Below are 14008 nucleotides of genomic sequence, written 5' to 3'. Positions count from 1 at the left end.
TAACTACACGTATGCTGCTGGGCGTCGTCGAGTGGTGTTGATCACTCGATGGTGAGAAAGGAAGTCCGGACGTGCAGATCTTGCAGGCCCACGCGGCGGTGGGACATGCGGGCCGGTCTTCTCTGCCCGGAACGGGAGGTGCACCGTGACCCTTCCCGCGCCCCATCCCGTCTCCATGCTGGCGGGCCACATCCTCCGCCGGAGCGGGCTCTCCCCGGCGCCGTCGTCGCCTCGGCAGGCCAAGGCCCCGAGCCACGACGAAACCGCCGAAGAGACCAATGCCGCCGCCGAAGCCGCGAAGGCCGAAGCCTGGGAGCTGGTCAGCGCCGCGCAGGGTGGCGACACTTCCGCCTTCGGACGGCTCTACGACCGCTACGTCGACGTCGTCTACCGCTACGTCCTGTTCCGCCTCGGCGACCGGGATCTCGCCGAGGACGTCACCAGCGAGACCTTCCTGCGCGCGCTGCGCCGCATCACGTCGGTCAGCTACCAGGGGCGTGACGTCGGCGCCTGGTTCGTCACGATCGCGCGCAACATCATCCTCGACCACGTGAAGTCGAGCCGGTTCCGGCTGGAGGTGGTGACCGACGAGGTCGCCGAACCCAGCGGGGCGCCGATCGGGAACGTCGGCGTCCAGGCCGTCGCGGGGCCGGAACAGCAGGCCATCAGCCGCGCGACCCGTGCCGAGTTGCTGCGTTGTGTCGCCGAACTGGGTGAAGACCAGCGCGAATGCATCGTGCTGAGGTTCATGCAGGGGCTTTCGGTCGCCGAGACCGCCGCGATCATGAAACGCAACGAAGGCGCCATCAAGGCGCTCCAGCACCGCGCGGTACGCCGTTTGGCACAACTTCTGCCCACCGGATTGCGTTAACGTTCCATATTTCTTCCTCACCCGGCCTTGCCGTAACCCTGGGGCGCTCCCACTCGTTTCCCAAGCCAGACCGGTGTCAGGACCGGGCTGAGCGCAAGAGACGGAGCAGGACCGTGGGCGTGCCGGGATGGTTCGCACGGGAGCGAGCGGACGGTGACCGCTTCGCGGACCTTGTCGACGGCGACGCGACTCCGGAAGAGGACGAATTCGCGCGTGAACTCGCGCTCGTCGGCGGCCTTCGCGAACTGGGCTCGGCCGGCGCCCCCGACGCCGAAACCCGGCAACGGATCCGCGAGGAGATCGCCGGACGGCTGGCCGAAGCCGAAGCACCGCCGAAACGGCGTGGCCACACCGTCGCCAACCTCGCCGCGGCCGCCGTCGCGCTCGTCCTGGCGCTGGGTGGTCTCACCTTGCTGCTGTCCAAGGACGCTTTGCCGGGCGATCCGCTCTACGGCATCAAACGAGCGGGTGAATCGGCCGCGCTCGGGCTCACCTTCGACGAGAAGGACAAGGCGAACAAGCATCTGGAGTTCGCCACGAACCGCGTCGGCGAACTCGACGAACTCACCCGCCAGGCTTCGACCACCGAGGCGTACTTCACCGGCCTCGCCGATTTCGAGTCCGACCTGCGCGCCGGCGTCTCGCAGCTGACGGCCGTCGTCACCGACGAAGGCGGCCAAGCTCGGCTGACGGAACTCCGCACCTGGGCGCGGCAGCAGTCCGACCGGCTCGGCCTGCAGATCGAACGAGCCCCCGCCGAAGCACGGGACAAGTTCACCTCGGCCCGCGTGCTGCTCGACAAGGTCCAGGCCCGCACGACGGATCTCGGCTCACGGCTGGTCTGCTACACGATCACCACGGGCTCGTCCGACGAACTGGGCGCCGTCCCGGCCGCCGGTGACTGCGTGCGCGACCCCGGCTCCCCCGACGCCGTCGTACCGCCGGTGACCGTGCCCCCGCCGTCCTCCGCGCCGACAGGCTCGCCGACGCCGACGCCGACGGCTGTCCCGCCGTCGTCCGGCGTGGACACCGCCAACCCGACCGGGCCGCTCGCACCGCCGACGGGCGGGACGCCGCCGCCCGTGGTGGCGACTCCGACACTGAAACCGAACCCGCCGCTGCCGGTTCCGACGACCGGCACGCCAACCCCGCCGCTGCTTTCGATTCCGCCGCTGATCCCGGGATTGCCACCGATCGTCATCGGCTGACAGGCCGGGTGATGAGGCAGGCGCCACACCTGGGACAGCCCGGTTGAGCTCTCGCTACGCTGTGCGTAGGCACCTGGGATTCCGGAGGCGGTGTGCGTGTCAGTTTGGCGGGGCAGGGATAAGAGTCAAGAGCTCGAACGGCTGGCCGAGCTCGCGGGCGAGGCGTCGGCCGAGGCCGCCATGGCGACCGCGTCCGCCGAAGCCCTCGAACCGCCGGCCCCGCCCGCACCGCCGGACCTGACCGCGGCCGCCTTCTTCGACGTCGACAACACCATGATGATGGGCGCGTCGATCTTCTACTTCGCCCGCGGCCTGGCCGCGCGCAAGTTCTTCACCTCCGCCGATCTGGCCGGATTCGTCTGGCAGCAGGTGAAATTCCGGCTCGGCGGCCGGGAGAACAAAGAGGACATCAAAACCCATCGCGAACGCGCACTGTCCTTTGTGGCCGGTCGGACCGTGCAGGAACTGACCGATATCAGCGAAGAGATCTACGACGAGCTGATGGCGGACAAGATCTGGTCCGGCACCAGGGCGCTGGCGCAGATGCACCTCGACGCCGGCCAGCGCGTCTGGCTCGTCACCGCGACCCCGATCGAACTCGCGGCCATCATCTCGCGGCGCCTCGGCCTCACCGGCGCGCTGGGCACCGTCGCCGAGACCAAGGACGGCGTCTACACCGGCCGTCTGGTCGGCGATCTCCTGCACGGCCGGGCGAAAGCCCACGCCGTCCGGGCACTCGCGTCACGCGAAGGGCTGAATCTCAAGCGCTGCACGGCGTATTCGGACTCGCAGAACGACGTCCCGATGCTGTCGGTCGTGGGGACCGCGGTCGCGGTGAACCCCGATGGCGGCCTTCGCGACGTCGCCCGTGCGCGCGGCTGGGAGATCCGCGACTTCCGGACCGGGCGGAAGGCCGCGAAGATCGGCGTCCCCTCGGTGCTCGGCGTCGGCGCGGTGGCCGGTGCCGTGGCGGCCGGGATGGCCTACCGACGCCGGTAACCCCCGACATGCGTTTAGTCCTCTGGATGCGGTCGTTGCCCACGCAACTACCGCATCCAGAGGACTAAACGCGTCGGGTGGTCAGCCTTTGAAGACGCTCTTCCGCTGCGAAAGACGTTTGTACAGCGACTGCTGGATCGACTCCCGCACCTGGTCGGTCAGCGTGAACACCAGCATCGGGTCGTCGACGGCGTCCGCGTCGTAGGTGTCCGTACGGATGGGCTCGCCGAACTCGATGCTCCACTTCGTCGGCAGCGGGATCGCGCCGAGCGGGCCGAGCAACGGGAAGAACGGCGTCACCGGGAAGTACGGCAGGCCGAGAAGCCGGGCGAGCAGCTTGATGTCGCCCACCTTCGGGTAGATCTCCTCCGCGCCGACGACCGACACGGGAACGATCGGCACCCCGGCCCGCAGCGCCGCGGAAACGAAACCGCCACGGCCGAAGCGCTGCAGTTTGTACCGCGACGAGAACGGTTTCCCGATGCCCTTGAACCCTTCCGGCCAGACGCCGACGAGTTCTCCCTTGCGCAGCAAGCGTTCCGCGTCGGCGTTGCAGGCGAGGGTCTGCCCGGACTTGCGCGCGAAGGAGCCGATCAACGGCACCTGGAACACCAGATCCGCGCCGAGGCCGCGCAAATGCCTGCCGCCGGGGGCGTGGTCGTGCACGGCGACGGCGGTCATCAACGCGTCGAGCGGCAACGTGCCCGAGTGGTTCGACACCAGCAGCGCGCCGCCGTCGGGCGGCAGGTTCTCGACGCCGAACGTGTCGACGCGGAACCACTTCTCGTACAGCGCGCGCAGTGGCGGCATCAGCAGTGTTTCGGTGAGTTCGGCGTCGAAGCCGAACTCGTCGACGGTGTAGTCACCGGTCAGCCTGCCCCGCAGGAACCCCAGTGCCTTTTTGAGCGACTCCGGGAGCAGATCCGAATCCGCGGGCTGGGTCGTGGCGGGTGGGACCCGCACCGAGCCGGGGAACTCCACGACGGGCGCGTCCGCCCTGCGTTCCTGCTGCTTCAGATGTTCTTGCGCCTCTTCGGACTCGCGAAGATCCCGATCCGCCTGAGCGGCCGGGTCCGGCTTCTCTCTGCCGGGGCCGTGCAACGGGATGACCTGCGCTTCAGCGCCGCTCACGTTTTCCGCCTCGCCTTCGTGAGAGTTTTCGGGGGTGTGTCCGTAAGGCCTGCTCACCGGTTCGCCGCCTGCCCGGTCGCCGCGGCCACCAGTACCTTGCCCGCGAGCCCGGCGAGCCTGCCACCGTCCACCACGGGCCTGAGCCCGCGGCCGGTGATGTAGTCGTCGAACGCCTCACGCGTCGTCCAGCGCGGGATGTAGCCGAAGTCCTTCTTGAGCTTCGTGATGTCCACGACGCGGCCGAAGTTCAGCAGCCGGACCTGGTCGGCGGAGAAGTCGACCACGCGGGCACCGCGCAGGACCTTCCCGATCGACGGCACGACACCGCTGGGCATCGGCAGCCCCACCCGGCCGGCTCGCCGGATCGCCTGAGACAGGGTGAGTACCCCTTCCGAGCCGACATTGAACACGCCTGGCTTGTCTTCCAGCGTCGCCCGCTCGAAGACGGCAAGGGCATCCGAGGCGTGCAGCAGCTGGATCCGCGCGTCGTAGCCGAAAACGGTCGGGACGACCGGCAGCGCGAAGTAGCGCGAGAGCACGGTGTCGATTTCCGGGCTGATGATGTTGGCGAACCGGAACAGCGTCGTCGTGATGTCGGGACGGCGGCGCATGAGCCCGCGCACGTACCCCTCCATCTCGACGGCGTCCTTGGCGTATCCGCTGGTCGAGGTGGGGATGAGCTCGGAATCCTCGGTGAAGACGGCCTGCGAACGCGCTCCGGCGCCGTAGACCGCGGCCGTCGACTTCACCACGAGCTTGCGCACGAGCGGCGAGCGCTGGCAGGCCGCCAGCAGCCGCATCGTGCCGATGACGTTGACCTCTTTGATCGCCGTACGGCGAGCGGGCCCGGCCGGATGCGCGGTGCACGACGCGTGCACGACGGTGTCGACCTTGGCCGTGCTGATCACCTTGGCGATCAGCGGGTTGCGAATGTCGGCGCGGACGTATTCGGCGTGGCCCATCCGCTGCAGCACCGACTTCTGCGGTGGCGTGGTGTCCACGCCGATCACCCGCTCGAACTCCGGATTGTTGCCGAGTCTGGCGAGCAGTTTCCCGCCAAGGTCTCCCCCGACCCCGGTCACGAGCACGATGTTCGACGGCATAGGACTCCCTGCGGCTTTCAGGCGGTTTCTCGGACTTCGATCACGGGGTCCTGATGACCTTGAGCACGTACTTGATCCACCGAGTGTGCGCGTACCTGCACTCACTGGAAGCATCGCGCGGCTGCCCTTGAGATGTTACCGCTCATTAGGGGTAGTCGATGCAGCGCTTACATGCTATTAACCAGGCGCTCGCAGAGAGGATGCACGTCTCACTCGAATGGGTGGACGGCGCCCACTAAATGGGAGTGGCCCGTCCAGAAACTGGACGGGCCACTCACCGGCTGTGTCTTACTTGCCGGCCTTCCTACGCTGAACGCGCGTCCGGCGCAGCAACTTGCGGTGCTTCTTCTTCGACATGCGCTTACGGCGCTTCTTGATCACAGAGCCCATCGAGAGCGCTCCTTCCTTCGTCGTCGGTCACGCTGCCCGGCGCAGCGTCCAACGGGTGGAGCGCACAGGCACGAGCGGTCTTCCAGGGTACCCGCGCCCCGGAAGACACCCTCCGGCGGGCACGTTGTGCTCCGCGAAGCGAGCCTCAGCCCACGTCGAAGTACGCGCCCTGCAGATATTCGTGAACGGCCTTTTCGGGCACTCTGAACGACTTCCCCACGCGCACCGCGGGCAACTCGCCCGAGTGAACTAGGCGGTAGACGGTCATCTTGGAGACCCGCATCAGCGTGGCCACCTCGGCGACCGTCAGAAACTGGACCTGGCCCACCGAGGGCAGATCATCCTTCTTGTTCGGCGGCATGATTCACCGTGTCCTTCGACACGTGTCGCGCCACGAGGCTTCCCCACCTGTGGTATCGACACGCACGTGCTCTCCTGAGAGTAGCGGGACTGGTGGGACTAAAGCGACGCGAGACTGTATGAATTATCGCGCGACCGTGATCGCGCTGCCAGGGCGCGACTACGTAGTGAAGTCGCGGTTAGGCTGGATGGCGCCCTGCCATCGCGATAGCGGGGCCTATCGGCCTAAAGGCGCGACTTCAAGGGATCAAAAGACCTCGGTCGGGTCAGCCTCGGTCGCCTCAGCCTCGGTCGGGGCAACTTTGGTCTTGCCGACGCCACAGCCGACTCACCCGGAGCCGCGTACGGCCTCGCGTTTAGAGGACTAAACGCGGGGGTCGTGGGCGGCGCCGAGTTCGGTCGAGCGGTCCTTCGCGGCCTCGATGGCGGCCAGGAGGGCAGCGCGGACGCCGTGCTTCTCCAGTTCGCGGATCGCGTTGATGGTCGTTCCGGCGGGCGAAGTGACGGCTTCGCGCAGCAGCACCGGGTGTTCGTCGGACTCCGCGAGCATCTTGGCCGCCCCGACCGCCGACTGGATGATCAGCTGCCCGGCGAGCGCGCGCGGCAGGCCGAGCAGGATCCCGGCGTCGATCATGGCCTCGACCAGGTAGAAGAAGTACGCCGGTCCGGAGCCGGACAGGGCCGTGACGGCGTCCTGCTGCGACTCCGGCACCTCCACGACTTGCCCGACGTGCGAAAGCAGGTCCTTCACCACCGCGATGTGCTCGGCGGTCGCGTGCGCACCCGCTGAGACCGCGCTCATGGCCTCGCCGACGAGCATCGGGGTGTTCGGCATGACCCGCACCACGGGGACGCCCTCGGCCAGCCTGCGCTCGTACAGGGCGGTCGGCAGGCCCGCGCACAGCGAGACCACCAGCGACTCCTTGCCGAGCAACGGCGCGAGATCGGCCAGCACCGGGTCGATGTCCTGCGGTTTGACCGCGACGACCAGGATGTCCGCCCGGCGCGCGGCGTCGGCGACGGTGACCCCTTGGACGCCGTAGCGCTCGGTCAGCTCGGCCGCGCGGGCCGGGTAGCGCTCGGTGAACAGCAGGTCATCGGGGCTGTGCCCGCCGTGCAGCAGGCCCGAGAGCAGGGCCTCTCCGATCTTCCCGGCACCGAGAACCGCGATCACACTCATGCCTTCTCCCCGTATTGGGTCACTTCGCGTCGCATGAGCGGGCACTGTGTCAATGATTCGCTCGCAGGCTCGCTCATGCGGTTCAGCGTGCCAAACCGCCGTCAGCCGCCGGGCGCCGGGGCGAGCGCCAGCTGACGCGCCTGACAGACCAGCCTGCCCTGCGAGTCCACCACCATGGCGTCCGAGTCGAACCAGGCCTCGTGCACCGACTGGGCCTGCACGATCACCCGCAGCCAGCCCGGCGCCGGACGCGTGCGCAGCAACGCGGTCAGCTGCACGGTCGGCGCCCAGCCGACGCGGCCGAGGTTGTAGACCACCGGCGGGTTCACGTCCCCCGCGAGCAGGGCGAAGAACGGATCCGGCAGGCCGTGCCGCGGCCGGACCCACAGCCGCATCTTCGGCGGGTCGCCGATCCGGCCGTGCAGGTAGCCGACACTCGCCGGATCCAGCCGGACGTCGCACCCCTTCGCCAGGTTGAACATGCCTTCGGAGGTCTCACCGGTGACGGGCACCGCGCCGGGCGGCGGCTCGGCGGGCATGGCCGGGACGTCGGTCCACTCCGGCCGCCGCATCGGCAGCCGTCCGGTGGTCACCCTGGCCTCGACGCAACTGCGGCCCCGCTGCTCCAGCAGGACCGCGACGACCGAGGCGCGCCTTCCGACCTTCCGGACGTCCATCCGCAGCAGCACCGGCCCCACCGCCGGCGGGTGCAGGAACTCCGCGCTGATCGCCAGCGGCTCGGACGGCGGTTCGCCGCGTTCGTGCAGGTGCGCGAGGGCGGTCCGCGCCATCAGTGCCATCAGGAAGCCGCCGTGCGGATGTCCGCCGATCGACCATTCCGTGCGCAGTACCGCGGTGAACGTGCCGTCACCCAGTGATCGCGTCGCGCATGCCGCGTCGAAGGAGGTGACCGTGTCGTCGGCCGCGCTCACCGAGAACTGACCAAGGCCACGAGCCGATCCGTCGGGGTGCGGGAGATCAACAAGCGCAGCTGGTTCACGGTCGGAACTTTACGTGTACCAGCGCCTGGAGTGCAGACAGGAATGAATCTCCGCACCTGGAGACGATCTTTGTCACTGGCCGAGGTGGAACCTCGCGAACAGGAGTGACTCCGCGAGGTCCCTCGACCGCTGTGCCGCGTTCGGTGACCGGCGGGTGTTGATCTCCAGCACGATCTGTCCGGCGAAATCGCTGTTCACGAGCTTTTCGAGGAGTTCGGCGCAGGGTTCGATCCCGCGTCCGGGCACCAGGTGCTCGTCCTTCGGGAGGCCCGTGCCGTCCGCCAGATGGACGTGCGTGAGCCCGGAACCCATCCGTTCGGCGAGCGCGAGGGCGTCCATTCCCGCCGCCGCCGTATGCGACAGGTCGAGCGTGTAGTGGCGAAACCCTACGTCCGTAGGGTCGATCGACGGCCGGAAGGCCGACACGCGCGCGGTCCGCGAGCCGCCGGGCGGGCGGACCTTGAACATGTTCTCGACCGCGATCTCGATACCGCTTTCCTCTTCGAGTTCGTCGACGAGGTCACCGAACGCGTCGCCGTAGCGCCGCTGCCACCGGAACGGCGGATGCACCACGACCGTGCGCGCGCCCAGTTCCAGCGCCGCGTCCACGGACATCCGCAGGCGGACTTCGGGATCCGGCGACCACACGCGCTGGGTGATCAGCAGCGACGGCGAGTGGATCGACAGCACCGGCACCCCGGTGCGGCGCGACCACCGGCGCAGCGCGGTGACGTCCTGGCTGACCGGGTCGGCCCAGACCATCACCTCGACGCCGTCGTAGCCGAGGTCGGCGGCCATCTCGAAGGCCGCTCCCGCCCGCAACGGCCAGACGGAAGCGGTCGAGATCCCCACCGGAACAGGAACTGCCATTCCGGCATCCTCCCCGAGGCCGCTAACGGGCGACGAGGAGGAGTGCGGCCGGTGAGACCGTCACCACCAGTCCGACCAGGACCGCGAGCACCAGGGTCTGCAGGTCGTCCGCCTTGCGGATCTTCCGGACGATCCACACCAGCGCGACGATCACCAGCAACGCGGCGACCAGCGCGGCGGCGGGGATGTTCACCCACAGCCAGTTGAAGCCCAGCCAGACGCCGGCACCGCCGACGACGCCGAGGGCGAGCTGGCCGGCCAAGGCCAGCCACTGCTTGCCCGGCGACGCGTTCTCGGCGTACTCGGGCTCGTCCCCTTCGACGACGTCCGCGTCCTGGTCGTCCTCGTAGTCGTCCTCGTAGTCGTCGGACCGGTAGCCGTCCGCCGTCCGGCCGAAGCCGTACTCCTCGCGGTCGAAGTCCGGACCGCTGTCGGGGTAGGCCGGGTCGGCGAAGTCGCGCTCGTACTCGTCGAGGTCGTCCTGTTGCCGGTCGCGTTCGTCGAGCGAATGCGGCGGCACGAACGGCATCGGTGCCGGATGAGCGGCACCCATGGTCGGGGGGCCGCCGTCGAACGGATCCGGTTCGGGATCCGCCTGCGGTTCGACGGGCGCGGCGGCCGCCGGGGGCGGCACCGGCGGGATCCCGCCGATCTCGGTGTCCTCGGACTGCACCTTCTGGCGTCGTTTGCGCCAGCCTGCCAGCCCGGCAGGCACCTCCGGCTCGACGGGCGCGGGCGCCTTGGCTTCGGGAGCGGCCTCGTCACCCACCGCGGCGAACTGCTCGGTGCTCGGCTCGGCCTTGGGCTGGACCGGGCGGGCGGGCGGACGACGGCGCCGCGCCGGCTGGGCGGGCGGGGTCGCGAACGCGCCGCTGGCCATCGGGCCGGGCTGGTCCTGGTCCTCGTCGACGCCCGAGTCCGCCCCACCGTCGAGTCTCGCCGAGAGACCGGCGGACGGCGGACCGGCAGGCGGCTCCGGGCGGCGGCGGACCGGCGGTACCGCGCCGCGGGTCTCGTCCGGGCCGGGCGGCCGCGGACGGCCGCGCGGGGGCAGGCCGTTGGAATCGGGCATCCGCTGATAGCCGCTCGACTCCTGGGGCGGGGCCGGGCGCGCGAACTGGCCGGACTGCTGGGGTGGCCGCTGCTGGTAGCCGCTCTGTTCCTGCGGCGGGGCCGGTCGGACGAACTGGCCGGACTCCTGCGGAGGCTGGCCCGGCTTCGGCGGGACCGGACGGGCGAACTGCCCGGACTCCTGCGGGGGCTGGACCGGCTTCGGCGGGCGCACCGGCGGTGTCTGGCGGGTCGGTGTCGACGCGACGTCCGGCGGCACCGGCAGCGGCGCGGAGTCCTGCTGCGGCGGCGCCTGCGGGCGGCCGCGACGCGGCGGGCGCGAGGGCGGCGGCGGGGTGTCGCCGGAGACCCGGTCGATGATCGCCTGCGGCGCGGTGTCGCTCACCGACGGCGCACGGCGGCCGCGCGTCGGCTCGGGAGCCTCGTCCTCGTCGTCGGCCGCGCGGCGTCGCCTGCGGCGCCCGCCTTCGGGCTGGGCTCCGTGCTGCGCGAGCAGCTCCGCCACGGTCTTCTGCGGCGGGCCGCTCTCTGTCTCGTCCGTCATACCGTGCTGTCCAATGCGCGCTCCAGCCGTTGCGAACCGGCTCGCGACGGGGCATCGGCGGCGTCGCGCGCGCTAGTGGCCGTCATCCGCATTTCCGTCACCTCTTCACCGTGCCCGTTCTCCTTCGACGAAGTCCAGTCGGGCGCTGCCGCCCCCAGTCTCGTCCGCACCATTCGAATGGTCCAGCCGCCGCAGGATGACACCTTCTCGCAGCGCCCACGGGCAGATCTCCAGTTCTTCCAGTGAAAGCGCCCGCATGGTGGCTTGCGCGACGAGCGCGCCCGCCACCAGCTGATGCGACCTGCTCGCGCTGACCCCCTCGAGTTGTGCCAGGTCATGGGCGGTCATCCGGGAGATGAACGCGATGAGCTGGCGCAACGCGGTGTCGGTCAGGGTACGGCGCACATGCGGCCCGCTGGCCGACGGCGCCGCTCCGGTCAGCCGAGCGAGTGACCGGAACGTCTTCGACGTCGCCACGACACGATCGGGTTCACCCAATTTGGCGACCTTCTTCGCGAGCGTGCCGAGCTGTTCTTCGAGCCAGGCCGAAGTCGCGATGAGTTCCGAGCGGGACGGCGGATCGTTCCGGAACCTCGTCCGGGTGGTCCGGCCCGCGCCCAACGGGAGTGACTCGGCCAGCTCGGGCTCCTCGTCGCGGCCCATCGCGACCTCGAGCGAGCCGCCGCCGATGTCGAGGACCAGCAGCTTGCCCGCCGACCAGCCGAACCACCGGCGGACGGCGAGGAAGGTGAGCCGGGACTCGTCGACCCCGGAGAGCACCTTCAACTCGACGCCGGTCTGCTCTTGGACCTTCGCCAGCACCTTGGGGGCGTTCTTGGCCTCGCGGACCGCGGAGGTCGCGAACGCCATGACCTCTTCGCAGCCGAGCCGCAGGGCCGCCGCCTTCGCCGATTCGACCGCCCGCACGAGGCTGTCCGCGCCCGCGCGGCTCAGGTCGCCGTTGCGGGTGATCTGCTCGGCGAGCCGGAGGACGGCCTTTTCGGAATGCATCGGGGTCGGGTGGGCGCCACGATGGGCGTCGACCACGAGTAGGTGGACGGTGTTGGAACCGACGTCGAGTACCCCTAGGCGCACGAGCGTCTACGGTACCCGCCCGCCCGTCAGGTCACGAAACCGTAACCGTGATCTGTATCGCAGCGGGCGGGTACCAGCGCCGATCAGGTTTCGAACTTGTAGCCAAGGCCGCGGACCGTGACCAGGTGCCGGGGCGAACCCGGATCCGGTTCGATCTTGGACCGCAGCCGCTTCACGTGGACGTCGAGCGTCTTGGTGTCACCGACGTAGTCCGCACCCCACACCCGGTCGATCAGCTGCCCGCGGGTGAGCACGCGGCCCACGTTGCGCAGCAGGTACTCGAGCAGGTCGAACTCCTTGAGCGGCAGGGACACCTCCTGGCCGTCGACGGTCACCACGTGCCGCTCGACGTCCATCCGCACCGGCCCGGCGGACAGCACCAGCGGCGCCAGCTCGCCTTCGGCGCCGGGCTCACCGCCGCGGCGCAGCACCGCCCGCACCCGCGCGATGAGCTCGCGGGCCGAGTACGGCTTGGTGACGTAGTCGTCGGCGCCGAGTTCCAGCCCGACGACCTTGTCGATCTCGCTGTCCCGCGCGGTCACCATGATCACCGGGACGGCGGAGCGCTGCCGGAGCTGCTTGCAGACGTCCGTTCCGCTCATTCCGGGGAGCATGAGATCGAGCAGGACGATGTCGGCGCCGTTGCGGTCGAATTCCTCGAGCGCCTGCTGTCCCGTTCCGGCCACGGCGGCGGTGAAGCCCTCCTTGCGCAGCAAGAACGCGAGCGGGTCGGCGAACGACTCTTCGTCCTCGACGATGAGAACCCTCGTCACAGGTTTCCTCCATGGTCGGGGCTTTCTTGCCCTGTTGCCACGAGACGGGGTGTCCGCTCGGGGGTCTTCTCCGGCCGGGATGCCGGCGGAGTCTGTTTGGCGGCCGCCGCCGGTTCGGCACCGATATGCGCGGGGATCCGCAGGGTGAACGTCGATCCGGTGCCGGGGCGGCTCCACAGGCCGACCGAACCGCCGTGGTTGGCCGCGACGTGCTTGACGATCGCCAGGCCGAGCCCGGTCCCGCCGGTGGCCCGCGACCGCGCCTTGTCCGCGCGGTAGAACCGCTCGAAGACGCGCTGCTGCTCGTCCTCGGCGATGCCGATGCCGCGGTCGGTCACCGCGATCTCGACCTTGCCGTCGACCAGCCGCCTGCTGATCGACACCGGGCTGCCCGGCTGCGAGTAGGCGACCGCGTTCTCCAGCAGGTTCGACAACGCGGTGACCATCAGCGTCCGGTCGCCCTCGATGAGGAGCCCGCTCGCCGCGTCGGTGGTGATGGTGATCTGGGCGGATTCGGCCGAGAGCGTGGTCCGGCCGAGCGCCTCGCGGACGACGGCGTCGACCTCGACCACGTTCAGGTCGGGCAGCCGCTCGGCGCCCTGCAGCCGCGAAAGCGCGATCAGCTCCGTGACGAGCTGGCCGAGCCGGGTCGACTCGCGGAGGATCTTGCCGCCGAACCGGCGGACCTCCTCCTCGTCGTCCGCGGCGTCGAGGACGGCCTCGGTGAGCAGCGCGATCGCGCCGACCGGCGTCTTCAGTTCATGGCTGACGTTCGCGACGAAGTCCCGCCGGACGGCTTCGAGGCGGGCCGCCTCGGAGTGGTCAACGGCTTCGACCACGGTGAATCCGTCGCCGAGCGGACGGACCTCGCCGAGGACGGCTTCGGGCTGGCGTCCCCTCGCCTCCAGCGGCGACAGGTCGATCTCCACCGGCTCGTCGGTCTCGGTCACCTGCTCGGCGGCCTTGCGGGCCCGCGGGTCGGCCTGGTTGACCTTCACCAGGCCCAGCTCGTAGGCGCGAGGGTTGTGCAGGACCATGTCGCCGAACTTGTTGAGCACGACGACCCCGTTGTTGCTGGAACGCACGAGCCGTTCGAGTAGTTCGGCGACGGTCGGCCCGGTCGGGCGGCGTTCCTCGCGGCGGGCACGGCCCCTCGCGATCAGGAAGCCGAAAACCACACCGACGATCAGTCCGCCGACGGCAAGGGCGAGGGCAACAGGCGTGGTCACAAGGGGATCGTAAGCGTCCGGGTAGCCTTTTGGCCTAGTCCTGGATCCGTACTCGTGATGCCTATGACACCTGGCGGCACCCTGTTCGCCTGCAGGTCAGACCCCGTTCACGTGGCCGAGCCCTCGCCGAGATCTCCTGGGTGAGGCGGGTCACCCGAAGCGGGGACGGCGTGGGCCGCCGGT

Annotated in this window: 14 protein-coding genes; 3 read left to right on the top strand and 11 right to left on the bottom strand. The window is 69.6% G+C overall.

Translation table 11 applies throughout. The annotated features are described in order from the left end of the window. Positions 1 to 145: 145 nt before the first annotated feature. From ACZ7KI_RS02560 to ACZ7KI_RS02550, 3 genes are all read left to right on the top strand, one after another. Positions 146 to 871 (top strand): sigma-70 family RNA polymerase sigma factor, encoded by a 726-nt coding sequence (locus ACZ7KI_RS02560; protein ID WP_470271493.1) that lies wholly within the window; start codon positions 146 to 148, stop codon positions 869 to 871. 113 nt (positions 872 to 984) lie between these two features. Further along, complete coding sequence (locus ACZ7KI_RS02555; protein WP_470271492.1) at positions 985 to 2079, top strand: DUF5667 domain-containing protein; 1095 nt, start codon at positions 985 to 987, stop codon at positions 2077 to 2079. Positions 2080 to 2175: 96 nt separating this feature from the next. Then, positions 2176 to 3078 carry an HAD family hydrolase gene (locus tag ACZ7KI_RS02550; RefSeq protein WP_037308177.1) on the top strand — a complete coding sequence of 301 codons (903 nt, stop codon included), beginning with the start codon at positions 2176 to 2178 and terminating at the stop codon, positions 3076 to 3078. Positions 3079 to 3159: 81 nt separating this feature from the next. Here ACZ7KI_RS02550 and ACZ7KI_RS02545 read toward each other — a convergent pair whose 3' ends face one another. The 11 genes from ACZ7KI_RS02545 to ACZ7KI_RS02495 all read right to left on the bottom strand — a co-directional run bounded on the left by ACZ7KI_RS02545 (position 3160) and on the right by ACZ7KI_RS02495 (position 13825). Then, complete coding sequence (locus ACZ7KI_RS02545; protein WP_470271491.1) at positions 3160 to 4266, bottom strand: lysophospholipid acyltransferase family protein; 1107 nt, start codon at positions 4264 to 4266, stop codon at positions 3160 to 3162. Further along, positions 4263 to 5312 (bottom strand): NAD-dependent epimerase/dehydratase family protein, encoded by a 1050-nt coding sequence (locus tag ACZ7KI_RS02540; RefSeq protein WP_470271490.1) that lies wholly within the window; start codon positions 5310 to 5312, stop codon positions 4263 to 4265. Before ACZ7KI_RS02540 ends, ACZ7KI_RS02545 begins: the two co-directional genes overlap by 4 nt. 288 nt (positions 5313 to 5600) lie before the next feature. Further along, positions 5601 to 5702, bottom strand: coding sequence for a 30S ribosomal protein bS22 (locus ACZ7KI_RS02535; protein ID WP_007030867.1), 102 nt, complete (start codon positions 5700 to 5702; stop codon positions 5601 to 5603). A 145-nt stretch (positions 5703 to 5847) separates the two neighbouring features. Then, the gene (locus ACZ7KI_RS02530) at positions 5848 to 6063 is read right to left on the bottom strand and encodes a helix-turn-helix domain-containing protein (protein WP_016330918.1); all 216 of its coding nucleotides are present in this window, start codon (positions 6061 to 6063) and stop codon (positions 5848 to 5850) included. 363 nt (positions 6064 to 6426) lie between these two features. Next, positions 6427 to 7242 (bottom strand): pyrroline-5-carboxylate reductase, encoded by an 816-nt coding sequence (proC, locus tag ACZ7KI_RS02525; RefSeq protein ID WP_470271489.1) that lies wholly within the window; start codon positions 7240 to 7242, stop codon positions 6427 to 6429. A 101-nt stretch (positions 7243 to 7343) separates the two neighbouring features. Further along, a complete protein-coding gene (locus ACZ7KI_RS02520) occupies positions 7344 to 8174 on the bottom strand; it encodes a thioesterase family protein (RefSeq protein ID WP_470271488.1) in 831 nt (276 codons plus the stop codon). A 141-nt stretch (positions 8175 to 8315) separates the two neighbouring features. Next, the gene (locus ACZ7KI_RS02515; RefSeq protein WP_470271487.1) at positions 8316 to 9113 is read right to left on the bottom strand and encodes a sugar phosphate isomerase/epimerase family protein; all 798 of its coding nucleotides are present in this window, start codon (positions 9111 to 9113) and stop codon (positions 8316 to 8318) included. 22 nt (positions 9114 to 9135) lie between these two features. Next, positions 9136 to 10728 (bottom strand): hypothetical protein, encoded by a 1593-nt coding sequence (locus ACZ7KI_RS02510; protein ID WP_470271486.1) that lies wholly within the window; start codon positions 10726 to 10728, stop codon positions 9136 to 9138. Positions 10729 to 10833: 105 nt separating this feature from the next. Then, positions 10834 to 11823: a Ppx/GppA family phosphatase gene (locus tag ACZ7KI_RS02505; RefSeq protein ID WP_465500653.1), complete on the bottom strand. Its 990-nt coding sequence runs from the start codon at positions 11821 to 11823 to the stop codon at positions 10834 to 10836. 83 nt (positions 11824 to 11906) lie between these two features. Continuing rightward, positions 11907 to 12596: a response regulator transcription factor gene (locus ACZ7KI_RS02500; protein ID WP_037319339.1), complete on the bottom strand. Its 690-nt coding sequence runs from the start codon at positions 12594 to 12596 to the stop codon at positions 11907 to 11909. Then, positions 12593 to 13825, bottom strand: a complete 1233-nt coding sequence (locus ACZ7KI_RS02495) for a sensor histidine kinase (RefSeq protein ID WP_470271485.1) — start codon at positions 13823 to 13825, stop codon at positions 12593 to 12595. The genes ACZ7KI_RS02500 and ACZ7KI_RS02495 overlap by 4 nt, the downstream gene beginning before the upstream one ends. Positions 13826 to 14008 lie beyond the last annotated feature (183 nt).

Source organism: Amycolatopsis sp. NPDC039088, assembly GCF_055598845.1.
The sequence above is the reverse complement of the archived record's forward strand: the minus strand, read 5'-3'. Positions and strand labels throughout refer to the sequence as shown.

What these genes read in the sequence shown, in the direction of transcription:
- ACZ7KI_RS02510 (WP_470271486.1), bottom strand. Translation starts at nt 10,728, where the DNA reads ATGACGGACGAGACAGAGAGCGGCCCGCCGCAGAAGACCGTGGCGGAG.
- ACZ7KI_RS02535 (WP_007030867.1), bottom strand. Translation starts at nt 5,702, where the DNA reads ATGGGCTCTGTGATCAAGAAGCGCCGTAAGCGCATGTCGAAGAAGAAG.
- ACZ7KI_RS02515 (WP_470271487.1), bottom strand. Translation starts at nt 9,113, where the DNA reads ATGGCAGTTCCTGTTCCGGTGGGGATCTCGACCGCTTCCGTCTGGCCG.
- ACZ7KI_RS02530 (WP_016330918.1), bottom strand. Translation starts at nt 6,063, where the DNA reads ATGCCGCCGAACAAGAAGGATGATCTGCCCTCGGTGGGCCAGGTCCAG.
- ACZ7KI_RS02540 (WP_470271490.1), bottom strand. Translation starts at nt 5,312, where the DNA reads ATGCCGTCGAACATCGTGCTCGTGACCGGGGTCGGGGGAGACCTTGGC.
- proC (WP_470271489.1), bottom strand. Translation starts at nt 7,242, where the DNA reads ATGAGTGTGATCGCGGTTCTCGGTGCCGGGAAGATCGGAGAGGCCCTG.